Source organism: Chryseobacterium sp. CFS2 (genome assembly GCF_036543225.1).
GTDB lineage: Bacteria > Bacteroidota > Bacteroidia > Flavobacteriales > Weeksellaceae > Chryseobacterium > Chryseobacterium culicis_A.
This window is the reverse complement of the sequence record NZ_JAZHQU010000002.1, coordinates 532,490-556,392: the sequence shown is the minus strand read 5'-3', so window position 1 is coordinate 556,392 and position 23,903 is coordinate 532,490. Positions and strand designations below refer to the sequence as shown.

The window sequence follows — 23,903 nt, the reverse complement described above, 5'->3', positions numbered from 1 at the left end:
TAATTAGTAATCCAATAATCTTCTGTGGTAATTAATCTGTCCCAAATGATAATCCAGATGAGCAACCAGATGAATAAGAAAGTAATCTGTGGTCATAGAGCTTTCAAAAACAACAAGGGGATATTCTTTTTTAAGATCTTCTTCAGACAACTGTGGCAGAACAGAATCTATCATAGCAATTGTAGCTTCAACCTTTTCGATAAGTTCAGCTTTTGGAATGTCTTTTAAGGAGAATTCCAGCTCACGGTGTCTTATATATCCCGTATTTCCAAGCTGGGCTCCTATAAAATGATTAATATTTCCAACCAAATGAAGGGTTAGGTTACCTGCGGAATTGGCAATATTTTTATCAGTTTTCCAAAGATTTTCTTCACTTTGATAGGCTTCTATCTCTGTTTTTAATTTATTTAAATCTCTGTTGAAAAGAGATCTGATGCTTTCTGTGATCATATCAGTTTTGTTGTATTATTGTTTTAAAATATCCTCTGAAGTGTTTATAAACCAAACTATCAACCCTGCATTTATAATCTATGAAACCATAAATGCTGTCATTTTTTTTGAATCTGTTGGTGTTTAGAATCAGTTTCTGTTCCGAAACTTTTGATTTTATGTATTTTTTTTCACCTTTTAAAGTTTTAGGATCAATATCTTTTATATAAAATTGATTGTTGAAGACTTTTACTAAAACGCCGTTTCCAAAATACCCATTATTATTGTTCAGCAGAATATTTAAAGTATCATTCTGATATTGGGCTTTACACTTATAGTCATCAAACAGAAATGATCCTTTAAGAAGTCCATCATAATAAAATGCTTTCTGAACAATAAAAGCTGTTCTAGTTGTACTTTCAACAATTTCACTGTTATACAGTTTCAGTTCGGGATACTTTGACAAAAGCTGGATTGTATCATGAGCAGGTAAGCTTTTATCAACAATAAAATTTTCAAAATGTTGATCCTTTTGACAGCTAAAAGCAATCAATAAAATACCGATAAAAAACAAAAATAGTTTCATAAGAAACTATTTTTGTTTTTGAGCCCAAAGCTCCATTTTTCTGTTCAGAACATCTAAAGGAAGACATCCTTGGCTTAATACTTCATCATGGAAGCTGGCCAGATTGAATTTATTTCCAAGTTCTTTCTGATACTTTTCTCTCAGCTCACGGATTCTTAATGAACCTATTTTGTAGCCTAAAGCCTGTCCCGGCATAGCCATATATCTTTCTACTTCTGCTGTAGCAGATCCCTCGTCGTAAGAAATGTTGCTTAAGAAATATTTAATAGCTTCTTCGCGTGACATTTTTCCGGTATGAAGTCCTGTATCTACTACCAGTCGTACTGCTCTCAGCATCTGATCGCTCAGGTATCCCATTTTCTGGTAAGGATCTGTGTATAAACCGAACTCAGGGCCTAATGTTTCACAATAATGTGCCCATCCTTCACCATACGCTCCAAACCATCCGAACCGCATGAATTTAGGAAGCTTTGTGTTCTCTTGCTGTAAAGAAACCTGATAGTGATGTCCTGGAATAGCCTCGTGAAGGAAAAGAGATTCCATTCCTGAGGTAACATTGAATTTAGTAGGATCCGGAAGTGGAACATAAAAAATTCCAGCCCTTTTTCCATCTGGAGTTCCCGGCATATATTCTGCGCTCGCACTTGCTTCTCTGAATTTCTCCGTCTGTCTGATCTCAAACTTTGTTTTAGGGGTTACATTGAACATTGTTTTCAGTTTCGGAGTAATCTTCGTCAGAATACCGTTGAAGGCATTTAAAACTTCCTTAGAGGTTTTATAAGGCATTGCCTTTGGATCTGTTTTCACAAAAGTGATAAACTCTTCCAGAGTTCCGGTGAAACCTACCTGTTGTTTTACTTTTTCCATTTCTGCACGAAGCATTGCTACCTGCTGAAGTCCGATTTTATTGATCTCTTCAGGAGATTTTTTGGTGGTAGTCCAGCTTTTTACATAATAGTTGTAGATCTCATTTCCATTAGGAAGGCTGTTGTATCCGTCCGTATCTCTTGCTTTTGGAAGATATTCTTTTTCTAAAAAGATTCCCATTTTGGTATAGGCAGGAATAATTTTTTTCGAAATAGCGTCTTTATAAAGTGTTGAGAATTTATCTTTCTGTGCCTGGGTGAAACTTTTAGGGAAATTTTTAATAGGTCCGTAGAAAATATTCTTTTCCATATCAGACGTTATAATTTCTTCGGCCTTCATCTGAGGAATCATTTTGATAACCAGTTTTTTAGGCAATACAATCTTATTGTTAATACCCTCACGGAAGTTGTCTGTTGCAGCATTCATCCACTCCGGGAATTTTTCCATTCTTTTCAGCCAGTCACTGTAGTCCTTTTCTGTTTTAAAAGGCTGATTACCCTGTCCGCTTCCATACAGAGGGAAAGTTAGCGGGAGCCCTCCAAACTGAGTAAAGGGAATATATTCCGGATGATAGGCATAAGCTTCTGTTTTATCTTTTAAAGTATAATCCAATACATCATATACTACTTTATCTTCATCAGAAAGAGTTTTATAATCTACATGTTCCAGTTGTTTCTGCACAGAATTGTAGAATGCTATTTCTCCTGAGATAAAATCTTTATCAATGTTAATAGGAAGCTGGTCATTATATCTTGTATCTCCTTGTGCTGTAGCATCTAAAGGGTAAAGCTTAAGATACTGCTCATAATAGTTTGAAGCGATAGAATCCAGGTTGCTGGGAGTCACTTTTGTAAGAGGAGAGTCCGATTTTTTGCAGGATGCAAGACCGATGATCAATCCTAATCCCAGAATGCTTTTTGATATAATGTTTTTCATTTTCAGAATCTTTATGAAAGCAAAAGTAAGTATTATTGGGTTATGCAGACTTATGGTCTGTATTGATTTTAAAAAATTATTTTCAAAATCCTTTTAACTTTGAATCAATTTTTTATCTTTGTCTAAAACGTTTAACAATCATATTATTACAGTTCTTTTTTAAGAAAAAATGAAAGGGATTTTAAAAATTTACCATCCGGAGGAAACGCTAAAATACAATATCAGAAATACTTATTGTAAGGCCGTTTACAGCAACCAGCAACATTTTTTAGAGGTTGAAGTGATTACAGATGATAGTTTGGATCACGTGGATGATGATTCACTACAGTACAATTTTCCGCAGCTTTCACTTGAAGTTTTCGATTTTCCTATTGAATCGGCGGAAATCGAAGGGAAAACAATCAAAATCAATGACTCTGATGAGGAAACCTACACAGAAGTAGATCTTTTCGATGACGAAGATGCCTATATCTATGATAATGAGCTTCTTTTTGAGAGAAATGAAGAAGGGGAGCTTCAGGTCATCTGGAAAGGAACCATTGATGATTTCTATACCGGGTCAGATACTCCAATTCCATTTAGATTAAAATGCGAGTTCAGACAAGATGATATTGTGGTAGACGAAGACTAGCAACAGCTTCTATACTTTTTGACACCGAATTTCTTTTCAAAATTATTTTTGGAAAGGAATTTGCTGTTTATAAAATTGTAACAAAATTTAAGTTGTTTTTAAGCAATTTTTAAGAGTTCAATTCATAATATTCTCCTACATTTGTCGTTGAAAATTTAATAAAATTCACATTTAATGCTGTTAACGGAACTTTCTCAGATTTTATTTGCACAAATCGCCACTCCTGCAGTTGCTGCAGACAACTTAGAGTTCTCTTTCTGGAAAATTATGTTCCATGGAGGAGCTTTCGCTAAAATAGTGATGGTCACTGTATTACTGTTGGGAATATTTTCTCTATACCTGTTTTTTGAGAGATTTTTCTTTATTAAAAGATTAACTTCAAAAACGGATTCCAACTTCATGAACAATATTGAAGACTTTATTAAAGCTGGAAAAATAGAGGCCGCTGCAGATTACTGCAAAACCCAAAACTCTCCGGAAGGAAGAATTTTAGAAAAAGGAATTTCAAGATTGGGGCGTCCTGTTTCTGATATTGTAAGTGCTATGGAAGCACAAGCTCAGGTAGAGGTGGCTAATATGGAGAAAAACCTGAACCTTTTGGCTGTAGTACCGAGTATTGCACCTATGTTGGGACTATTAGGTACGGTAATCGGGATGATTATTGCTTTCTTCAACTTATCTCATGCAACAGGATCTTTCTCACCGAAAACACTTTCAGAAGGTATTTATACCGCTTTGGGACAAACGGCTGTAGGTTTGGCAGTTGCTATTCCTGCTAACTTCTGTTATAATATCCTTTTAACAAGGATTGATAAGTTTGTGTTGAAAGCACAGAATATGTCAGGAGAATTCTTAGACCTTATCAATAAACCTTTATAAATTTTCTTACGATGAAAATTCAGAGAAGAAATAAAGCAAATCCGGAATTCAGTTTAGCAGCGATGACAGACGTTATCCTGTTGATGCTGATTTTCTTTATGATTACCTCTTCTGCGGCTAATCAAAGCGCCATTGATGTAAATCTGCCGAAAGCCGGAGCTGTTGAAGACAATATACCTAATCCTTTAACGGTAAGTATTAAACCGGATGGTTCATTCTTTGTAGATGATAATCCTGTGAATAAAGGAGAACTGGAGAAGATTATTGTAGCTAAGCTAGCCAGCCAGACCAATAAATCGTTTACGATCAGAGCGGATGAAAACACGCTGCATAAAGATGTGGTTTTTGTAATGGAAGTTGCTGAAAAACATAAATTTAACATTGCCATTGCAACGGTTAAAGATAAATAACAGATCCGGGTTTCCGGAAACAATTACATTTTAAGATGAAAAGCTATACAGCAAACCGAAATGAAGAAAATAAAGATAGAGTAAAAAGCGCCCTGCTTTCTATTCTTATCTGGGCTGCTATTTTGCTTTTTGTTTTTTTGTATAAATTAAAACCTGAACTGGACAAAGAGCCTGAAATGGTGACTACTATGTTGGTCAACTTTGGAGACAACAGAAACGGAAAAGGAATTGAAGAGCCGGCGGAACAACCAGGAAGCCTTGCTGCAGCAACAGAAGAAGTAACTCCGGAACCTGCAGAAACACCTGTGCCGGAAACAAAGACTGTTGTAAAACCGGAGCCTGCTCCTGAGCCTAAGAAAGCAGACGTTAAGGAAAAGGTAATCACTGGGAATAATTCAAAAGCAACAGTTCCTAAGAAGGAAGAATCAAAAAAAGCTGAGAAAAAAGAAGCCACCAGTACGAGTGCTTCTAAAAACACTAAAAAAGCAGGTGCCGCCACAGCCAATTCAAAAACAGGCAATGGAGATGGAAAAGGAAATGAAGCGATTGGAAACCTGATTAAAGGAAGAGGAACAAAAGCCGGAAGCCAGGGAACAGGTGATGGAATTGGAAATGCAGGAGATCCTTTGGGAGGTGATGGAAATGGTGACAGTAAAGTAGGAATAGACAGAAAGCTGATAGGCTATATCCCGGGAACCATGGGAAGAGGTGGTGCACAACCCTCTCACAGCTGTACAGCAAGTGGATCAATTACGATTGCTTATACTGTAGATAAAGCAGGAAATGTGGTCTCTGCGAGAAGATCAGGAGGTGTTTCAGATCCTTGTGTGGCATCTACATCAGTGTCCTGGGTGAAGAAATATGTAAAAGCAGAGAAAGCCAGTACATCTTCTACCGGAACGTATAAAATTACCTTCTAAAAATACAAAAGCACTTTATTCAAGTGCTTTTTTTAATTCATTTATTCTGTTGATAATCGGGAGGGCAAAAATACCGCTGGTTTGAAGGTACAGCTCATAGAATGTCTTTGCTTTATCCTGAAAATCTTTATTCTGATCATGTCTGCTGTTAAAATAGAAAAGATTTCCCAGCATTTCATAGTAGTCTTTGTGATCTCTTTCCTGTCTTTCGTTAACGATAGCAATCATTTCTTCTTTTGTTTTCGAAGAAACTTCCGTGAAGCTCATCTTGAAGATATCTCTCATCAAAGTATCGAAATCCAGTTCTTTCTGCATTAAACTTTCTTCAGGTTTATCCAGAATCAGTTTTTCCAGTGCCTGGGTTAATTGACGGATGAGTCTTAGAGTAAATTCTTTATCTGTAATCATAATGGGGTATTTTGTTGCTAGTTGCTAGTTGCTAGTTGCTAGTTGCTAGTTTGGGTTAGGTTCTCCAGTTTAACTGCACGTATTTTATAAAGTTATTGATTTTCCCTCCTAAGAGTTTGTATTGTTCTGATTTTTCTTTAAAGTCTGAGTGTAATTCCGGATAAAGTCTGGTTATTTTCGATAGATGACAAATTGTTTCGTCACAACTTGCCTGAGAGTAGGTGAGAAACCTGATGAAATCACCTTTGTAACTGTTTCTTCCATATCCCTCTGCAATATTTGTAACAATTGAATCAGCTGATCGTCTCAATTGGCTACCTAATTCGTATAATTCATAGTTGGGTAGTTTGAGCGATAATTTATGTGTTTCAATAAATAACTCAAAAGCAATATTATAAATATCAAGTTTTTCGTAACTCATTAATATCTTTTTTAACGATTAAAAAAACTAGTAACTAGCCAACCAGAAACTTTTTATTAAGCAAAGAATAGATAAGCCAGTGCAATTGCCGTGATAACACCCACCAGATCGGCCAGAAGCATAGCAATTACCGTATATCTTGTGTTCTTAACGGCTACGGCACCAAAATATACTGCGATCACGTAAAATGTTGTATCTGAACTTCCCTGAAGTACAGCGGCTAATTTTCCCTGGAAACTATCCGCCCCAAATGTTGCCATAGTATCCACCATCATTCCTCTGGCTCCGGAACCGGATAAAGGTTTGATTAAAGCGGTTGGAAGTCCATCCACGAACCTTGGATCCATATTGGCAACGTTGGCTACCCATTTCATTCCGTCAATAATGACATCGAAAACACCGGAAGTTCTTAATAAAGATATCGCAATCAGCATTCCAACCAGATAAGGAATAATCTTAACACAGGTGGTGAATCCTTCTTTTGCTCCTTCAATAAAGGCATCAAAAACGTTTATTTTCTTGTAAACGGCTCCAAGCACAATAGCAAGGAATATGAACAGGATTAAACCATTGCTTAAGACTTTACTGAAGTCATCCAATTGATCTTTACTCAGCTGTACAAGGTATACAACCAATAAAGCAATTATAGCTGAAATTCCTCCTACATAAGCAATGACTACAGGACGAAGCAGATTAATTTTCTGATAAAGGGATACAATAATCATCGCTGCCAAAGTAGCCGCAAAAGTAGCAATCATACAGGGCAGGAAAATATCTGTAGGTGTTTTTGATCCCATAGATGCTCTGATAGCGATAATCGAGACGGGAATCAAAGTCATACCTCCGGCATGGAGACACAGAAACATAATCTGCGAATTACTGGCGGTCTCTTTATTCGGATTTAAAGTCTGGAGGCTTTCCATCGCTTTCAATCCAAACGGAGTAGCGGCATTATCCAATCCCAGAAGATTGGCACTGAAGTTCATCAGCATATGGCCAAATGCGGGGTGGTTTGTCGGAATCTCCGGGAAAAGTTTTGAGAAAAATGGCTGAATCAGACGGCTCAAAAGGTTAATTCCACCTGCTTTTTCAGCAATACTCATGAAACCCATGAATAAGGTCATGATCCCGATAAGACCAAGGCAGATCTTTACCGCTGTTTCGGATGTTCCGATGACTCCATCAGCTTCCTGAACACGATAAACGTTTACATTTTGCTTTAAAGAGTCTGTTTTATAATGAATTCTGCTGTCTGCAAAATCATTTTTTTTCATCAGGCTGTCTCTGACAACAGGGGAGAGGCTGTTCATCGGTTGTGATGCAATCTTCACTGTATCACCTCCTTTTCCTACCACCATATCATTGAAAATGGTTTTGTAGTGACCTGACGAAACGTATTTTATACTGGCAATGGCAATGGCAATGATAATGAAAGCCGACCAAATTCTGCTGAGAACCATCTGATTGATTTAATTGTTTAAACTTATCGAAAATACTTTAAACCACAAAAATAACTAAAGTCTTTTGTAATTCCGGTATGAGGGCTAATGATGGTTTGCCAGCTTTATCCCATTTTAACGCAATGTTCGCAAAGTTTCTAAATAATGGGAAAATGAGTTTTCTCGTTCGCAAAGGCGTAAGTACTTCGCAAAGAATTTCAATTAGTGAACATTGCTGAATGGAATGCCCTTGCGAACAAAAAATATATATTAAGTTTTTAGATTTTCCTTGCGATCCCTAGCGATTAAAATAAAAGGATTACTCTTCCAGGTAAACAAGATGCCCTTCAAAATCATCATCAAGATGTTTCAGAACCTTTGCATCATCCATTTTTTTGACCAATGCGTCAACAAAGAAACTCTTTTCAAAAAACTGGCGGTGAATTCCCGGAAGAATTTCCATGAAATAATCCATTCCGATTTTGTTGTTATGGAGATCCATTTTGGTTTCCAAAGGCTCATTCGGGAATAATTCTTCATGCATATCTGTTATTCTTTTGCAGAAATCCAGCGCTTTTTTAGGAGAGGAAATTTTGCAGCAGTACATCATAATGAAGCAGCACCACAGAGCGTGTCTGAAAGCATTTCCGATTCCATTAGTGGAAGCTGTCTTAGGGAACTTTTTCTGTGCGATGGTAAAAGCCTTCACAGTAGCATGGAAACTTAGCAAGGCAAAAAGAGGATGGGGAAGGATCAGTGATAAAAGACGCATAATCTTTTTAAAACTCATACTTCTGATGGTATTGAAAAATATCTTAAAAGTCCTCATAAATAAAAATCTCTCCCTAATTAGAGAGAGATTGTATTGTTTTTGTTACAGATACTATGCTTTTACAGCTAATAAATTCACTGTTTTTGCAACAGTATCCTGAATTTCAGTTCTTTTTACGATGAAGTCCACAAATCCTTTTTCCTGTAGGAATTCTGATGTCTGGAATCCTTCCGGTAAGTCTCTACCGATTGTTTCACGGATTACTCTTGGTCCGGCGAAACCGATCAGTGCTCCCGGTTCTGCCATGATGATATCAGCAGTCATTGCGAAAGAAGCGGTAATTCCTCCGAATGTAGGGTCACAAAGGTAAGCGATGTACAAAAGTCCAGCTTCAGAAAGCTGAGCCAGTTTAGCCTGAACTTTTGCCAGCTGCATCAAAGAGTAAGTGGCTTCCTGCATTCTTGCTCCTCCGGACTGACAGATAATCATATACGGAAGTTTATGCTTGATACAGTAATCTACTGCTCTTCTGATCTTTTCTCCCATTACAGAACCCAAAGATCCACCGATGAAAGCAAAATCCATACAAGAAACTACCATTTCAGTTCCTTTTACAGTTCCTACAGCATTTCTGATGGAATCTGTAAGCTTGGTTTTAGCTTTTACTTCTTTCAAACGGTCTTTGTAAGGCTTTGTATCTTTGAAGTTTAAGATATCAATACTTTCAACATTGGCATCCAGTTCGGTAAATTTACCACCGTCAAAAAGGATGTCAAAAAATTCTGCACTTCCTATTCTTACATGAAATCCGTCTTCAGGAGAAACATAATTATTTCTCTTTAGTTCATCATGTTCCACTACTTTTCCGGATGGAGTCTGATGCCAAAGGCCTTTGGGAACGTCCTTTTTCTCATCAGTAGAAGTGGTAATGTTTTTTGCTTTTCTTTTAAACCAGTCGAATGCCATTTTTGCTTGTATTAATGTATAAATGTAAAATGTACCAATGTAAATGCATTTCTTATGAATACTTTTTACATTGGTACAAATTTACAGTTCTTATTTTAAAGTATTTACGTTATTTAAATCTTCAAATGCTTTTACCAATCTTGTAGAGAATGTTTCCTCACCTTTTCTTACCCAAACTCTTGGGTCATAGAACTTCTTGTTAGGTTTTTCTTCTCCTTCAGGGTTTCCGATTTGAGCTCTTAAATAGTCAATATTGTTCACCATATAATCTCTCACTCCTTCTGTGTATGCAAACTGAAGGTCAGTGTCGATATTCATTTTAATTACTCCGTAGTCAATAGCTTCTCTGATCTCTTCTAAAGTAGATCCTGAACCTCCGTGGAATACAAAGTTGATAGGTTTAGCAGCCGTTCTGAATTTCTCCTGAACATATTTCTGAGAATTGTCAAGGATTTTTGGGGTAAGAACTACGTTTCCTGGCTTATAAACTCCGTGTACGTTACCAAATGCTGCAGCAATCGTAAAGTTATCAGAGATTGCTTTTAATTTTTCGTACGTATACGCTATATCTTCAGGCTGAGTGTATAATTTAGAGTTATCAACGTCTGAGTTGTCAACACCATCTTCTTCTCCACCAGTCACTCCGATTTCTACTTCAAGAGTCATCTGAAGTTTAGCCATTCTTTCGAAATACTGAGCTGAAATTTCAAGGTTTTCTTCTAAAGATTCTTCAGAAAGATCCAGCATGTGAGAAGAGTAAAGAGATTTTCCTGTCTGCTTGAAGAAATCTTCGTTAGCATCCATTAATCCGTCAATCCAAGGAAGTAATTTCTTTGCACAGTGGTCTGTGTGTAGAATTACCGTTGCTCCATAAGCTTCAGCAAGAGTGTGAATATGTTTTGCTCCAGCGATAGATCCTAAGATAGCAGCTCTTTGTCCGTCATTGTTTAATCCTTTCCCTGCGTTGAATGCAGCTCCACCATTTGAAAACTGGATAATTACAGGAGAGTTCAATTTCGCTGCAGTTTCCATCACAGCATTAATGTTGCTTGATCCAATTACGTTTACTGCAGGTAATGCAAATTTGTTTTCTTTAGCATACTGAAAGATATCAGTAACTAACTGACCTGTGGCAACTCCTGCCGGAAAAATTCTGCTCATGTTTTACTTTTTATTATAAATTTATTAGGTGTTTTAATTTTGTGTAAAGGTAATCATTTTTAAGAAATTACTAGTTTCTTTTATCTCTGCCCCAAAGGAGCTTCTGACGGATGGTTTCGTAGAAACTTAAACTATTGGGCTGAACCAGAAGAAGCTGGAATTTTGCCTTTTTGATGATGATTTCCTTGTCGGTTTCTATGTGTATCAGTCGGGAATCTAAGGAAAGTGAGTATTGAGGTACACGGCTTTCCACCCTGAATTTTATTTCCACTTTATCATTCACCACTAAAGGTCTCACATTCAGATTGTGAGGAGCGATAGGGGTAATGACAAAATTTTCGTTATTCGGAGAAATAATCGGTCCGCCACAGCTCAGAGAGTAAGCGGTAGAACCGGTTGGGGTTGAAATGATCACGCCATCACCCCAGAAGACATTCAGAAACTCATCGTTGATATAAGAATCTACGGTAATCATGGATGTTGTTTCTTTTCGGGAAACGGTAACATCGTTCAGGGCATAAGGAAAAGCTCCCTCAAGTTTTGGAGAAACTACCTCAATTACCGATCGGCGGCTTGTTTTTACATTTCCTTTTAAGATGGAATCCAGTTCTTTAAAGGCTTCTTCTTTAGTGAAGAAAGCCAAGAATCCAAGTCTTCCTGTATTGACTCCTACAACGGGAATTTCAAGATCCTCAATGAAGGTTAAAGAGTTTACAATAGTTCCGTCTCCTCCAAAAGTGAAGAAGAGATCTACCTCTTTATCCAAAAGATCTTGCTTACAGTTGAATGTTTCGAATATTTTTGAAAACTGAAGTGCTTCAGCCATTTCATCATACAGAACAGATTTTACACCTCTGGCTTCAAGTTCAGAGATAAACTTGCTTAAATATAAAAAAGTATCAAGATCTTTTTTCTGAGAATATATGGCTGCCTTCATGTTATATTTCTATGAATTTTTGTAAAAAACCATAACGGTCTTTAAACAGATCGGATTTCTCATCAGAATAGTATTTTTCAACAATTCTGTAATCGTACCGGTCAAATGTAGCATCTATCGAGGCCAGGTTTTCATTACTGATTTTTATGGTGACCTGAACTACCTCCTCAGACATAAAGCTTATAAACCCTCCGTAAAACTTGGAATTGTTGCTTTCTACAATATTGGTAATTTCCGTCATTGAATATTTTCTGGCCGGAGTTTCTACGGTAAGAATGGCTCCTGTTTCTGAAAATAAAGGATAACGGGAAAGGTCCTGAAAAACATCTTCACAGGTAATATACCCCAGATATTTTTCATTTTTATTAATCACAGGAATCACATTAGAGCTGAAAGTATAAAACAGACGGATGCTGTCCATAACGTTGTTATCCTCCAGAATCGCAAACCGCTCAATCTGGCGTTCCAGATCCTTCAGTGTTCCACCATCTTCTTCATACAGAAAGTCCATAGCAATAGCTCCGTAGAAGTGATGGGATTTTTTGATGAAAACATGGGAATATCCAAAATCTTCTAGCGTATTTCTGGCCGACTCTATGGAGTCAGACAGGCTAAAACACGGAAAGTCTTTTGAGATATAGTCCTTGATAAACATTGTGCTAATTTATAAAAAATTAAATGAAACTTTTTCTGAAACCCCGACTTTTTTTAAGATGAAACAAAAAAAATGCCGTCAAAATTTGTTTGTAAAAAAAAATAAAGTACCTTTGTCGCCTTTCATTTTTACTTTTTATTAGATTTATTTCAAACTGCACTGTCTACTAAGGACATATGCAGTTTTTTTATTTTAATGCTTTTGCAAATTCCCACATCACAATTCCGGCGCATACACTTACATTAAGAGAATGCTTGGTTCCGAGCTGTGGAATTTCTAAAAACACATCAATATCAGGAAGAACTTCATCACTAATTCCTTCCACTTCATTTCCTAAAATCAATGCATATTTTTTCAATCTGTCAATGGTGAAATCAGTAATAAGCTGGCTGTCGGTTGTCTGCTCAATCCCGATGATTTCGTAACCCTTACTTTTCAAATCAGCAATGGCTGTATTGGTTTCTGCTTCATGAGACCAGTCCACACTTTCCGTTGCTCCCAATGCCGCTTTATGAATCTCACGGTGGGGTGGCTGTGGAGTAATTCCGCAAAGAATGATTTTTTCAATTAAAAAGGCATCCGCCGTTCTGAAGGCTGCACCTACATTGTGCATGCTTCTGATATTATCTAAAATGATGACCAACGGAATTTTTTCAACCTTCTTAAATGTTTCTACATCTATTCTGTTAAGTTCTTCCAGTTTTAGTTTCTGTACCAATTGTATTATTTTGTTGAGATTAATTTTCCGTCTTGATAGACCTCTGTTTTTTCTATGCTTCCGTCTTCACGGTAATGAACTCTGTTGCCGTTTCTTTTATCATTGGCAAGCTCAGTTTCACGCTGTAATTTTCCTGAGGGATAAAATACTTTCCATTTTCCGGTAGCAAGTCCGTTATCGTACTGGCCAATATCTTTTATAGATTTTCCGTCTTCATGGAAGGTTTTGCTTTCCCCTTGTAATTTATTGAATTTATAATTGGAAATTTCAATGATTTTACCGGCAGGAGAATAAAAAGTAGCCGTAAGACTGTTGTCATAAATATTCTTATCTCCATTTCTGAATGCCTCTTTGGAAGTAAGAACTCCGCTCTTGTCAAAATATGACCATTCTTTTACTTTGAATCCTTTTTTATATTCTCCCTGTGATTGTATTTTTCCGTTATCATAATAAAAAATGGCATCTCCGTCCAGTTTCCCTTTTTTCCATTCCACTACATTTTTTACCTGTCCGTTCTCATAGAATTCTTTACAGGATCCTTCCTGCAATCCGTCTTTATATCCACAAGGTTTCTGAGCCATGATCAGGACAGAAGTGGAAAAAAACAATAAAAACATGTACTTCATAGCTATTTTTATTTCAAAAATAGTAAAATACTTATATTTGACTCAAAAATATACTATGAAAAAATTATTCACCTTATTCATATTACTATGGGGATTTATGTACCTGGAAGCACAAAATACCTATTATCCTCAAGCTTTTTTTGATAAAAAACTGGCCAGAGAAATGCTTGGATTCGGAAATTCTACCATTGAAGGAGTAGCTTCTACAAAACAAAAAAACAATTGGGGGATCAAACCATTGCTTGGAGAAAAACATTATGCACCCAAAGGAACCGTTATCATGCTTTTTCCTGTCACTCCTTACTTCGAGGAATTTTATGATATGAGAAAGAAATATGAAAATAAAAAAACAACAGTATATATGTCTGAAGAAGCTTTTAAATACAGAGTAGAAGCTTTAACAGATGATCACGGCAGGTTTAAATTTGAAAAGCTGAAACCCGGTAAATATTATCTTGAAACCATTGTGAATTTTACCGCAACGGCAAGTTATCAGCAACAGACCGGAACTTCAGATGCTTACAACGGATATGGAGCTTATCTGTATTCTACTCCCATATACAGTACCTTTTTTTACGGATATTCTGCTGCCAACAGGGAAAGCAAATTTGTAGAAATAAAACAGGACGGTGAACTCAAAGAAATCAAGCTTTAAAAGCTTGATTTTTTATTTTCTGTTCATAATCTGATGCACATTCTTCTCAATATTCTGGGCTATAGTCTCCATCGGAATATCATTTTCGTCATTATTAAAAGGATCTTCAATTTCTTCCGCAATAAGCTCCAGGCTCATCAGAACATAATATACAAAAACCGTCAGCGGGATCATAAAAAGGCCTATTGTAATAACGTATGCAATAGGTAAAGCAAAAACATACAGAATGATGAATTTCTTGATAAAAGAAGAATATGAATAAGGAATCGGAGTATTTTTGATTCTTTCGCAACCTCCGCATACATCCAGAAACCCTGAAAGGTGGGTATCTAAGTACAGCATTTCAACTTCTGAAACTTTCCCTTCTTTTTTTAATTGGTTCAATTTATGGCTAAGCAGAATCACTATTTCGCTTGGTCCATGATTTTTTAACGAGCTTTCAATTTCAGAATAATCTTCATCCAATGCCAGCCTTGTAGATTCCTTGGAAAGATGTTTGGCTAAAAAGTGAGGAAAGTATTTTAAATATCTTGCAATCTGCTCAGCATCCTGGCGGTTATCACCCAGAATAGTATTGATTTTTATGGCAAGATTTCTGGTGTCATTGACCAGTTTTCCCCAAAGCTTGCGCCCTTCCCACCATCGGTCATAAGCGGTATTAGTCCTGAAAACCAGTAAAAGAGAAAGAACAAATCCCAGCAGAGAATGAATCATACCCACATTACTGACTCCGGATTTTGTCGTAAGGTGTAGATATTCAACCTCTAAATACTGAATTCCCCAGGAGTACAGCCCTACAAGAATCATACTTGGAAAAAGGATTTTTAACGTATCACTTTTGTGTAAACTGAAAAGGATTTTAATGAAATGTTTGGTATTGTAGACTCTCATAAACTCGCTTATTACCACAAATATAAATTTTTCATCTGAGCTCTGCTAATAAAGTACGGAAGTCTGAAGCTGAAAGAGGGAAGTTATTGAAGCCGAAGAAGAGCTCTAAGTTTTCCATAAAAAGGTATTTATAGAATGATGTATAGACGTTTGCAGACAAGTCTTAACTTCCAGCATCCCTCTTCCAGCATCCAGTCATTTTAACTTAATTTTCTCAGGTTTCAAAAAAATACTATTTTTATTTCGCATTAAATACAAAGTACATGATCCTCGAAAACGTAGATATTGTAAATGATATCAGTAAAGAAGATTTTCAGAAAAATTATTTTAAAAAGCAGAAACCTCTTTTGATTAAGAATTTTGCCAGCAGATGGGATGCTTTTGACAAATGGAACCTTGCGTATATCAAAGAAAAGGCAGGAGACCAGGAAGTTCCGTTGTATGACAATAAACCGGCTGATGCCGCGAAAAGCTCTGATGCTCCGGTTACCCATATGAAAATGAAGGAGTATATTGATACGATAAAAAGCAAACCTTCAGATCTGCGGATCTTTTTCTATATCATCACAGACAGGCTTCCTGAGCTGCTGAAAAATTTCACCTATCCGGATCTTGGAATAAAGTTTTTTAAAAGACTTCCGACTTTATTTTTCGGAGGAAATGAAGCCCATGTTTTAATGCATTATGATGTTGATCTGGGTGATTTTATGCATATCCATTTCGAAGGAAAGAAAAGAATCCTGTTGTTTGATCAGAAACAGTCTCCGTTTTTATATAAAGTTCCTTTATCCGTTCATACCATTTATGATGTGGATTATGAAAACCCGGATTATGAAAAGTTTCCGGCGCTGAAATATGCAAAAGGATACGAAATATTTATGGAACATGGGGATGCGCTCTTTATTCCGGGTGCTTTCTGGCATTTCAACAGATATCTGGAGCCTGGTTTTTCCCTTTCATTACGGGCACTTCCCAATAAGCCGAATGTTTTTGCCAACATGCTGTATCATGTCTTCATTATGAGGTACACAGATAAACTGATGCGAAAAATTTTCAAAGCCAAATGGGTGAGCTATAAACAGAAATGGGCTTATAAAAAGAGTTCGGAAGCACTGGAAAAACATCTGAAAGCAGGAAAATAAAGAAGAGAGGAAGAAGGAGGCTGGAAGCTGGAAGACTCTTTAGAGCTTAGTACAACTTAAATACCTTTTTATTAAAAGATAGCCAGCCATTACACGACCCATAGAAACTTCCCTCTCCCAGCTTCGTGCTTCCCGCTTATTTATTAATCAGACCAAAGATTGTTGCGTCTACGAATTTTCCTTTTTCAAAAAAATAATCTTTCAAGGTTCCTTCTTTACTGAAATTGATTGACGTTAAAAGTTTCTCAGAAGAAATATTGGAAGGGTCAATGAAAGCATCTACCCGGTGAAGTCTCATGGTTTCAAATCCAAAAGTCAGGATAGGGAGAATAGCTTCTTTCATATAAGACTGCTGCCAGAATTTAGGATTGAGCTCATAACCAATTTCCGCTCTAAAGTGTTCCCTGTACCAGTTATGATAGCCGCAGGTACCAATAACTTTTCCATTGGATTTCAGCTCCAAAGCCCATCTAAACCCTTTTCCCTTTTCGAAATCACCGTTAAAATGCTGAATAATGCGCAGGGAATCATCTTCTGTTTTGAAAGTTTCCAGATCGTAATATTCCATCACTTCATCCAGAGAAAAATACTCAAACAGATCCTGGGTATCATTAAAAGTAAGCTGACGTAAAATAAGTCTTTCAGTCTCTAAGACAGGAAATTCCATAAATAATGTGATTTGATGGGTGAAAAGTACGATTAATTACTGATAAAGAAAAGTAGGGAAGATTAACCGCTAAACAATTCTCTTACCCTGAATTTATTTTTTTAAATTTGGGGCTCATTTTTTACTATGGCAAAAGCAGCGAAGAAAGAAACTCCGTTAATGACGCAGTACAATACCATCAAGGGTAAATATCCTGATGCGCTATTATTATTCAGGGTTGGGGATTTTTATGAAACTTTTGGGCAGGATGCCGTCAGAACTTCTCAGATTCTGGGAATTGTCCTTACCAAAAGAGCCAATGGCGATGGGCATATAGAGCTGGCCGGATTTCCGCATCACTCTGTAGATTCTTATCTTCCAAAACTGGTAAGAGCAGGAATGAGAGTGGCAATCTGTGATCAGCTGGAGGATCCTAAAATGGTAAAAGGGATTGTAAAAAGAGGAGTAACTGAGTTGGTTACTCCCGGGGTTACTTTCAATGATCAGGTTTTAAATTCTAAAAAGAATAATTTCCTGCTTTCTTTACATAAAGAAAAAGAGAAATATGGAATTGCCCTGGTAGATATCTCCACAGGAGAGTTTCTGGTAAGTGAAGGAAACCTGGAAAAGCTTTTGCATATTATCAATACTTTTGATCCGAGTGAGATTATTTTCCAGAGAAGTACACAGATTCCGGAGCAGATAAAAAATAAAAATGCTTTTAAGCTTGAAGACTGGGCTTTCCAATACAATTTTGCCTATGAAAAGTTAACCAATCACTTTAAAACCAGTTCTTTAAAAGGATTTGGTGTAGAAAATCTTCCATTAGCCATTACAGCGGCAGGTGCTATTTTCGCGTATCTGGTAGAAGATACTCATCATAACCTGCTTGCCCATATTACAAAACTGCAGATCATTCCTCAGGAAGAGTATCTTATGATGGATAATTTTACCCTGAGAAACCTGGAAATTGTTTATCCAAGTAATCCACAGGGAAAATCATTACTGGATATCATTGATAAAACGTCTACTCCGATGGGAGGAAGATTGTTGAGAAGAAGAATTATACTTCCTTTAAAATCAGTGGACGAGATCATGAGAAGGCTTTCTCTGATTGATTTTTTAAACGAAAATGATCCTCTTAAATACGATATCTGCCAGCTTCTGAAATCAATTTCCGATCTTGACCGATTAATGGGAAAACTCGCTGCAGAGAAAATTTCTCCTAAAGAATTGGGATATCTGCGACAAAGTTTGGTTAATATCCATACAATCAAAGCTTTATTGCATCCTCATGCCGATGTGGTGGCGTGGTTAGAACCTTTATTTGATCTGGAAGAGCTTATTAAATTCCTGCAAAATTACCTTAATGAAGAGCTTCCGGTAAATATTGCCAAAGGAAATGTCATTAAAGAAGGTGTTTCTGAAGAGTTGGACACATTAAGAAATTTACAAAGCAAAGGCCGCGGATTTCTGGATGATATGTGCCAGAGAGAGATTGAAAGAACGGGTATTACCAGCCTAAAAATTGATTTTAACAATGTTTTCGGATACTATATTGAAGTTCGAAATACACATAAAGATAAAGTTCCGGACGATTGGGTAAGAAAGCAGACCCTTGTGAATGCTGAAAGATATATTACCGAAGAATTAAAGGAATACGAAAACCAGATTCTTGGTGCCGAAGAAAAAATAGGAGTTCTGGAAACTTCGCTATACAGAAATGTATGTGCGGAAACAATGGTTTATATTGATCAGATTCAAGGAAATTCCCATATAATTGCCCAGCTTGATGTGGCTGCCGGATTATCTGAACTTGCTGTTTCTGAGAGTTATACAAAGCCTGTTTTGAATGACGGCTATGTAATCGATTTAAAAGAAGCCAGACACCCAATCATTGAGAATGCACTTCCGTTAGGAGAAAAATATATCCCGAATGATATCTTCCTGGATAAAGATTCCCAGCAGATTATCATGGTAACAGGACCGAACATGGCCGGTAAATCGGCAATTCTACGCCAGACAGCTATTGTGTGTCTCTTGGCTCAGATTGGAAGTTTTGTCCCTGCAAAACATGCTGAAATCGGATTGCTGGATAAAATCTTTACAAGGGTAGGCGCTACAGATAATATTTCTGCCGGAGAATCTACTTTCATGGTAGAAATGAATGAAGCAGCCAATATCTTGAATAATATTTCAGAACGAAGTCTGATTTTATTGGATGAAATCGGGCGTGGAACCTCTACTTATGATGGGGTTTCTATTGCATGGGCCATTGCCGAATATCTTCATCAGCATCCAACGCAGGCGAAAACTTTATTTGCCACCCATTATCATGAGTTGAACGAAATGACCATTAACTTTGAAAGGGTAAAAAACTTTCACGTTTCCATTCAGGAAAATAAAGGAAACATCATTTTCCTGAGAAAGCTTGTTCCGGGAGGAAGTGAGCACAGTTTCGGTATCCATGTGGCAAAGCTGGCCGGTATGCCTGCTAAAGTGGTAAACAGAGCGAATGAAATTCTGAAAACCCTTGAAGCAAGCAGAACGCAGGGAAGCGGGAATACTTCCGAGAGCGTTAAACGGGTGACAGAAGAAAACATGCAGCTTTCTTTCTTCCAGCTTGATGACCCTGTTCTGGAGAATATCCGTGAGGAGCTTACCAAAATAGATATCAATACTTTGACACCCATTGAAGCTTTAATGAAGCTGAATGCCATAAAAAAAATGATTGGAGGGTAATCCAATCATTTTTTTGTAAATAAAGTGAAAGCTTAATTAGCAGCAATAGCCGTCTTTCCCTCGTGGACCAATGATCAGAAAGTGGTTTACTCCTCTTAATTTACATAGTCCTTCTGCACAGGCACCTGCGCCTCCGTTGACTTCCTTTAGCTCTGCTTTGGAAAGTCTTCTTTTTTGAGTGATTGAATTTGTCATCTTCCCTTGTTTAATTAGGATAAACTTAGTTAACAGCAAAATCCGTCCTGCATACCCGGAACTCCGTATTGTTCTTCTCCCGTATGAGGATCTGTACAGCTTATTACTCTTGGGCAGATGGGTCTGTTAGCACCTCCGCTGATCTCTTTTAGCTCATTCTTACTAAGCTTTCTTTTTTGATTTTTTGAATTTTTCATAATAATTTGAATTTGGTAAAAGCTAATTTACAAGTTATTTTGTTACGTTCAAAGTATTGTCATTCAAATTGTTAACTTTTTTATTGGTGAAAAATTATTTCATAAAAAAAGATTGAGGGGTTGCCTCAATCTTCATGTATATTATATAAAAAGCTGTAATAGATTAACAGCATCTTCCCTTGGTGTCACATGCACCTATAGTCATTTCACCATCAATATTGCAAAAACAAGTTCCCGGGCAAAGTGTTCCTCTTCCTCCATTGATTTGCTTTAACTCATTTTTTGTCAGTTTTCTTTTCTGAATGTTTGATTTTTTCATGATAATTTAGTTTTGATTCTGAGCTAATTTACATTTTATTTTTATTAATTCAATGGTTGGTGAAGAAATTTTATGAGATGAATGAAATTATTAACAAATTTTAACAGGTTGATTTTCATTGAGAAAGAATGCATTTGTTAATTTTGAATATGAAGAATTTAATCATGGTCGTTACAGTATTCATCTTCTGTACGGTTTTTAAAGCACAACAGACTGAAGTTTCTGTGATAAAATATGAAGAACTGGAGAAGCGGATTCAGCAGGAAAAAGATAAATTGCTGGTTGTTAATTTCTGGTCAACCACCTGTGGTCCTTGTGTAAAAGAACTTCCTTATTTTATGGAAATCAATTCTAAATATGCAGATAACCAGAAGTTTAAAATGATTTTGGTTTCACTGGACAGGCTGGCTGATAAGGAAAGAGTCTTGAAATTCATTAAAAATAAAAACCTTACGGCTGAGGTACTCCTTCTGGATGATATCAAAAGAATGAATACCTGGATTCCTAGATTTGAAAAAGACTGGGATGGGAATATTCCGGTGACCGTGTTCTATAAAAACGGAGCTAAATTCCATTTTAATGATGGGGAAATGAGCAAGGAAGACCTTGAAAAAACAATTAAAGAAAACCTACAATAAATAATCTACTATGAAAAACCTGAAAATTTTAATGACAGCATTCATCGTTGGGCTGGGATTACTGAGCTTTACAACGACAGATCACGATAAAAACAAAAATCAGAACCATACCATTTCTGGAAAAGGCTATGAAGTAGGGGATGAAGCTGCAGATTTTAAGCTTAAAAATATTGATGGAAAGATGGTTTCCCTGAGCGATTTTAAAAACGCCAAAGGATTTATTGTGGTGTTTACCTGCAACCATTGTCCCTACGCCAAGAAATATGAAGACAGAATTGTTGAGCTGGATAAAAAGTACAAGGATCAGGGATATCCCGTAATTGCGATCAATCCGAATGATCCAAATGTACAGCCGGAAGACGGTTATCAGCAGATGATTGAAAGAGCAAAGCAGAAAGGATTTACTTTTCCTTATCTGGTAGATGAAGGACAGAAAATCTATCCGCAATACGGTGCTACAAAAACGCCACATGTTTTTGTACTGAAAAAAGAGAACGGAAAGAATATTGTAAAATACATTGGTGCTATCGACAATAATTATGATAACCCGAATGATGTATCCGAATATTATGCTCAGGATGCTGTAAATGCTCTGATAAAAGGAGAACCGGTAAAAATGACTAAAACTGTTGCCATTGGGTGTACCATTAAAGTAAAGAAATAATATATTTGCCACATATATAAGGTCGGTATTCCTGGAATACCGATTTTTTATGCCTTAAACTTAATTTGAAATGAAATTCCAATTCAGCCTGAAGTATCTTCTTCTGACCGTATTTATTTTTCTTGTGGAGGTGTTAATTGCCACCAAACTCAGTGATATTTTCTTTATAAGAGCTTATCTTGGAGATGTTATTGTGGTGATGCTCCTTTTTACTTTCGTGAAAAGCTTTGTGAAAATAAATGATCAGAAACTGATTCTGGGAATTCTGATTTTTTCATTTCTGGTAGAATTTGCCCAGTATTTCAATATTGCAGAAAAACTAGGCTTCCGTCCTGGAAGCCTGATGTATATTGTTATCGGAAATTCTTTTTCCTGGATTGATAATCTGTGTTACGCTGTAGGCTGTCTTATTCTCTATTTTATCGTAAGAATGACAAAAAGTGAAAACTTAACATCTACCCCTAGCTCCTAATCCCTGCAACCTACTACCTATTACCTATCTTCCAAAACTGTCATATTTATCCTCCGCATATTTGGTAAAGCGGTTCAGTAAAGCCACATTTTCTTTTTCCAGAGGGGAAAGATCATGATCTACATTGCTTGCAACCGGGATATACCAATCTGTTTGTTCAAAGAAATTTCTGTAGGTTTCTTTTTTGAAAGAGTAGCCGTGTCTTGCAAATACAGAGTTCTTGATGATCTCAAGATCCAGTTTTCTTAAGTTTTTAAGATCTTTTTCCGTGAGTTTCTGCTTGGATGCATTCAGTTTGAAGATGGCTTCAGAAGCGAAGCGGTTTTTAGTGGTTTTATAGCTTTCTGTTTTCCCGGTTTCCTCATCCGTATACTTTTCGGTAAACTCTTTAGAATTTGACCAGTCTACCAGATCAGAATCCTTATCCAGCATAAAGTTGGGATTGTAAACAAACTCTTTTTTAATCAGTTTCAGTGTTTTTAAAGGAGCTTTTACGGAAGTTTTATCAAAAGCGTTCCACTTTCCGGTTAAGCTGTCTCCCTTCAGTTTTACCTCAAACCTTCCATCTGTTTTATCATTGCCGGGTTCATCCAGCACAAAAGATGTTGTAGCTTCATTGAAAACACCTTTAAACGGACGCTGATTACCATTCACAATACTTTGTCCATAAACGCTGTCTTTGGTGATTCTGTTGATCTTTAAAGAAATTCTTTTGTAGTTACTGACATCATATTCTGAGCCGTCTGTTGGGTCAACAACTTTTTCCATTCCGGCAAATTCACCCGTGTAAATCCCGTAATATTCTTTGTGTACTTCAGGAACTACTGCAGAGTCCTTCTTGGCGGTCAGAGAATCTTTTCCTGATTCAGTGGTTTTTCCCTCTTTCTTACAGCTTGCCAGAGAAACTGCCAGTAAGGAAATCAAGGTATAATTTACAATTTTCATATAAGTTTTTTTGTGATTAAATAATCAATAATAAGGATGTTGGGAATCCAGCCCAGCCATGCAATGATCTGATAGACATCCATGGGATTGGGATGAAATAAATATACAATAATTACTTTCCACATTCTCAGGGTAATAGCAGATAATGTAAAAGCAAAGCTCCGCCACATCCATTGCTTGTGTTCTTTGAACTTTTTTTGTCTTGCCAACTGATAGGCTCTAAACGTTGAAAACCACCATAAAAAGCCTAAAATAACAAATGAAATCTTGGATAAAAAGCCTCCGTTGGCAAAGAGTCCCATATAAATTCCTGAAGGAGCCGCCAAAATCAGAATGAGAAAAATATACACTTTCCCCATATTCCGGTGGAAGTTTTTTACTCCGAAATCCCTTCTGAGAATAGCCAGAAATCCTGAGAGAAGCACAAAAATACTTGTATACACATGAGTGTAGAAAAATGCAAGATATTCCGGTCTTTCCATCACTTCCGTCTGTTTGATCATCAGAAAACTGACTTCAGGATTAAAAGGAATATATTCTAAGGTGATTTTCAGCATCAGCCAAAAGAAATATCCGAATCCTATGATGAGAAGGATTTTAAAGAAAAAAGAAATATTTCTTTTGGCAGATAACATT

The 23,903-nt window shown here is 36.7% G+C and carries 30 protein-coding genes; 10 read left to right on the top strand and 20 right to left on the bottom strand.

Going from position 1 to position 23,903, the window contains the following annotated elements:
- Nucleotides 1–3: 3 nt before the first annotated feature.
- Genes ODR02_RS05925 through ODR02_RS05915 form a run of 3 tightly spaced genes read right to left on the bottom strand, consistent with a single transcriptional unit; the run spans nucleotide 4 to nucleotide 2,818 of the window.
- The gene (locus ODR02_RS05925; protein WP_209786481.1) at nucleotides 4–450 is read right to left on the bottom strand and encodes a DinB family protein; all 447 of its coding nucleotides are present in this window, start codon (nucleotides 448–450) and stop codon (nucleotides 4–6) included.
- A 1-nt stretch (nucleotide 451) separates the two neighbouring features.
- Nucleotides 452–1,015 (bottom strand): hypothetical protein, encoded by a 564-nt coding sequence (locus ODR02_RS05920; protein ID WP_209786480.1) that lies wholly within the window; start codon nucleotides 1,013–1,015, stop codon nucleotides 452–454.
- 6 nt (nucleotides 1,016–1,021) lie between these two features.
- Nucleotides 1,022–2,818 carry a DUF885 domain-containing protein gene (locus ODR02_RS05915; protein ID WP_309511832.1) on the bottom strand — a complete coding sequence of 599 codons (1,797 nt, stop codon included), beginning with the start codon at nucleotides 2,816–2,818 and terminating at the stop codon, nucleotides 1,022–1,024.
- A 169-nt stretch (nucleotides 2,819–2,987) separates the two neighbouring features.
- Here ODR02_RS05915 and ODR02_RS05910 point away from each other — a divergent pair, with 169 nt between their 5' ends.
- The 4 genes from ODR02_RS05910 to ODR02_RS05895 all read left to right on the top strand — a co-directional run bounded on the left by ODR02_RS05910 (nucleotide 2,988) and on the right by ODR02_RS05895 (nucleotide 5,658).
- Nucleotides 2,988–3,449, top strand: a complete 462-nt coding sequence (locus ODR02_RS05910; RefSeq protein ID WP_209786478.1) for a hypothetical protein — start codon at nucleotides 2,988–2,990, stop codon at nucleotides 3,447–3,449.
- 174 nt (nucleotides 3,450–3,623) lie between these two features.
- A complete protein-coding gene (locus tag ODR02_RS05905; RefSeq protein ID WP_077413278.1) occupies nucleotides 3,624–4,328 on the top strand; it encodes a MotA/TolQ/ExbB proton channel family protein in 705 nt (234 codons plus the stop codon).
- 11 nt (nucleotides 4,329–4,339) lie between these two features.
- The gene (locus ODR02_RS05900; protein ID WP_309511831.1) at nucleotides 4,340–4,738 is read left to right on the top strand and encodes an ExbD/TolR family protein; all 399 of its coding nucleotides are present in this window, start codon (nucleotides 4,340–4,342) and stop codon (nucleotides 4,736–4,738) included.
- A gap of 35 nt (nucleotides 4,739–4,773) precedes the next feature.
- Nucleotides 4,774–5,658 carry a ferric siderophore ABC transporter substrate-binding protein gene (locus ODR02_RS05895; RefSeq protein WP_309511830.1) on the top strand — a complete coding sequence of 295 codons (885 nt, stop codon included), beginning with the start codon at nucleotides 4,774–4,776 and terminating at the stop codon, nucleotides 5,656–5,658.
- A 15-nt stretch (nucleotides 5,659–5,673) separates the two neighbouring features.
- Here ODR02_RS05895 and ODR02_RS05890 read toward each other — a convergent pair whose 3' ends face one another.
- From ODR02_RS05890 to ODR02_RS05845, 10 genes are all read right to left on the bottom strand, one after another.
- Entirely contained in the window at nucleotides 5,674–6,066 is a 393-nt protein-coding gene (locus tag ODR02_RS05890; RefSeq protein WP_105700338.1) for a hypothetical protein, read from the bottom strand.
- Between the two features lie 55 nt (nucleotides 6,067–6,121).
- The gene (locus tag ODR02_RS05885; protein ID WP_209786474.1) at nucleotides 6,122–6,487 is read right to left on the bottom strand and encodes a four helix bundle protein; all 366 of its coding nucleotides are present in this window, start codon (nucleotides 6,485–6,487) and stop codon (nucleotides 6,122–6,124) included.
- Between the two features lie 56 nt (nucleotides 6,488–6,543).
- Nucleotides 6,544–7,947 (bottom strand): nucleoside recognition domain-containing protein, encoded by a 1,404-nt coding sequence (locus ODR02_RS05880; protein ID WP_309511829.1) that lies wholly within the window; start codon nucleotides 7,945–7,947, stop codon nucleotides 6,544–6,546.
- A 298-nt stretch (nucleotides 7,948–8,245) separates the two neighbouring features.
- Nucleotides 8,246–8,755: a DUF6973 domain-containing protein gene (locus ODR02_RS05875; RefSeq protein ID WP_209786472.1), complete on the bottom strand. Its 510-nt coding sequence runs from the start codon at nucleotides 8,753–8,755 to the stop codon at nucleotides 8,246–8,248.
- A gap of 54 nt (nucleotides 8,756–8,809) precedes the next feature.
- Entirely contained in the window at nucleotides 8,810–9,664 is an 855-nt protein-coding gene (accD, locus tag ODR02_RS05870) for an acetyl-CoA carboxylase, carboxyltransferase subunit beta (RefSeq protein ID WP_047095043.1), read from the bottom strand.
- A 90-nt stretch (nucleotides 9,665–9,754) separates the two neighbouring features.
- Nucleotides 9,755–10,825: a class II fructose-bisphosphate aldolase gene (fbaA, locus tag ODR02_RS05865; protein WP_309511828.1), complete on the bottom strand. Its 1,071-nt coding sequence runs from the start codon at nucleotides 10,823–10,825 to the stop codon at nucleotides 9,755–9,757.
- 70 nt (nucleotides 10,826–10,895) lie between these two features.
- Nucleotides 10,896–11,762, bottom strand: a complete 867-nt coding sequence (locus ODR02_RS05860) for an NAD kinase (RefSeq protein WP_105682973.1) — start codon at nucleotides 11,760–11,762, stop codon at nucleotides 10,896–10,898.
- A 1-nt stretch (nucleotide 11,763) separates the two neighbouring features.
- Nucleotides 11,764–12,417 carry a CBS domain-containing protein gene (locus tag ODR02_RS05855; protein ID WP_209786469.1) on the bottom strand — a complete coding sequence of 218 codons (654 nt, stop codon included), beginning with the start codon at nucleotides 12,415–12,417 and terminating at the stop codon, nucleotides 11,764–11,766.
- A gap of 187 nt (nucleotides 12,418–12,604) precedes the next feature.
- Nucleotides 12,605–13,135: an RNA methyltransferase gene (locus tag ODR02_RS05850; RefSeq protein WP_309511827.1), complete on the bottom strand. Its 531-nt coding sequence runs from the start codon at nucleotides 13,133–13,135 to the stop codon at nucleotides 12,605–12,607.
- Between the two features lie 5 nt (nucleotides 13,136–13,140).
- Entirely contained in the window at nucleotides 13,141–13,761 is a 621-nt protein-coding gene (locus tag ODR02_RS05845; RefSeq protein ID WP_245169803.1) for a toxin-antitoxin system YwqK family antitoxin, read from the bottom strand.
- A 55-nt stretch (nucleotides 13,762–13,816) separates the two neighbouring features.
- On the opposite strand from ODR02_RS05845, the gene ODR02_RS05840 reads away from it, so the two are divergent.
- Complete coding sequence (locus ODR02_RS05840; protein WP_245169802.1) at nucleotides 13,817–14,416, top strand: hypothetical protein; 600 nt, start codon at nucleotides 13,817–13,819, stop codon at nucleotides 14,414–14,416.
- A 12-nt stretch (nucleotides 14,417–14,428) separates the two neighbouring features.
- Here the strand turns inward: ODR02_RS05840 and ODR02_RS05835 are convergent, their stop codons facing one another.
- Entirely contained in the window at nucleotides 14,429–15,307 is an 879-nt protein-coding gene (locus tag ODR02_RS05835; protein WP_209786467.1) for a bestrophin family protein, read from the bottom strand.
- 263 nt (nucleotides 15,308–15,570) lie between these two features.
- Between ODR02_RS05835 and ODR02_RS05830 the strand changes: the two genes are divergently transcribed.
- Nucleotides 15,571–16,449 (top strand): cupin-like domain-containing protein, encoded by an 879-nt coding sequence (locus ODR02_RS05830; RefSeq protein WP_209786466.1) that lies wholly within the window; start codon nucleotides 15,571–15,573, stop codon nucleotides 16,447–16,449.
- A gap of 136 nt (nucleotides 16,450–16,585) precedes the next feature.
- Here ODR02_RS05830 and ODR02_RS05825 read toward each other — a convergent pair whose 3' ends face one another.
- The gene (locus ODR02_RS05825) at nucleotides 16,586–17,116 is read right to left on the bottom strand and encodes a GNAT family N-acetyltransferase (RefSeq protein ID WP_209786465.1); all 531 of its coding nucleotides are present in this window, start codon (nucleotides 17,114–17,116) and stop codon (nucleotides 16,586–16,588) included.
- Between the two features lie 126 nt (nucleotides 17,117–17,242).
- On the opposite strand from ODR02_RS05825, the gene mutS reads away from it, so the two are divergent.
- Nucleotides 17,243–19,837, top strand: coding sequence for a DNA mismatch repair protein MutS (mutS, locus tag ODR02_RS05820; protein ID WP_209786464.1), 2,595 nt, complete (start codon nucleotides 17,243–17,245; stop codon nucleotides 19,835–19,837).
- Nucleotides 19,838–19,873: 36 nt separating this feature from the next.
- Here the strand turns inward: mutS and ODR02_RS05815 are convergent, their stop codons facing one another.
- The 3 genes from ODR02_RS05815 to ODR02_RS05805 form a co-directional block, all read right to left on the bottom strand.
- A complete protein-coding gene (locus tag ODR02_RS05815) occupies nucleotides 19,874–20,032 on the bottom strand; it encodes a hypothetical protein (RefSeq protein ID WP_209786463.1) in 159 nt (52 codons plus the stop codon).
- Nucleotides 20,033–20,061: 29 nt separating this feature from the next.
- A complete protein-coding gene (locus tag ODR02_RS05810) occupies nucleotides 20,062–20,229 on the bottom strand; it encodes a bacteriocin (protein ID WP_209786462.1) in 168 nt (55 codons plus the stop codon).
- Nucleotides 20,230–20,392: 163 nt separating this feature from the next.
- Nucleotides 20,393–20,548, bottom strand: coding sequence for a bacteriocin (locus ODR02_RS05805; RefSeq protein ID WP_123864437.1), 156 nt, complete (start codon nucleotides 20,546–20,548; stop codon nucleotides 20,393–20,395).
- A 149-nt stretch (nucleotides 20,549–20,697) separates the two neighbouring features.
- On the opposite strand from ODR02_RS05805, the gene ODR02_RS05800 reads away from it, so the two are divergent.
- The 3 genes from ODR02_RS05800 to ODR02_RS05790 all read left to right on the top strand — a co-directional run bounded on the left by ODR02_RS05800 (nucleotide 20,698) and on the right by ODR02_RS05790 (nucleotide 22,322).
- Nucleotides 20,698–21,186, top strand: coding sequence for a TlpA family protein disulfide reductase (locus ODR02_RS05800; RefSeq protein WP_209786461.1), 489 nt, complete (start codon nucleotides 20,698–20,700; stop codon nucleotides 21,184–21,186).
- Nucleotides 21,187–21,196: 10 nt separating this feature from the next.
- On the top strand, nucleotides 21,197–21,850 hold the full coding sequence (locus tag ODR02_RS05795; RefSeq protein ID WP_209786460.1) for a thioredoxin family protein: 654 nt from the start codon (nucleotides 21,197–21,199) through the stop codon (nucleotides 21,848–21,850).
- Between the two features lie 70 nt (nucleotides 21,851–21,920).
- Complete coding sequence (locus ODR02_RS05790) at nucleotides 21,921–22,322, top strand: ribosomal maturation YjgA family protein (protein WP_209786459.1); 402 nt, start codon at nucleotides 21,921–21,923, stop codon at nucleotides 22,320–22,322.
- A 24-nt stretch (nucleotides 22,323–22,346) separates the two neighbouring features.
- On the opposite strand, the gene ODR02_RS05785 is transcribed toward ODR02_RS05790, so the two are convergent.
- Both ODR02_RS05785 and ODR02_RS05780 read right to left on the bottom strand, forming a co-directional pair.
- Nucleotides 22,347–23,267 (bottom strand): YARHG domain-containing protein, encoded by a 921-nt coding sequence (locus tag ODR02_RS05785; protein WP_209786458.1) that lies wholly within the window; start codon nucleotides 23,265–23,267, stop codon nucleotides 22,347–22,349.
- On the bottom strand, nucleotides 23,264–23,902 hold the full coding sequence (locus tag ODR02_RS05780; protein ID WP_309511825.1) for a DUF2306 domain-containing protein: 639 nt from the start codon (nucleotides 23,900–23,902) through the stop codon (nucleotides 23,264–23,266). Before ODR02_RS05780 ends, ODR02_RS05785 begins: the two co-directional genes overlap by 4 nt.
- Nucleotide 23,903 lies beyond the last annotated feature (1 nt).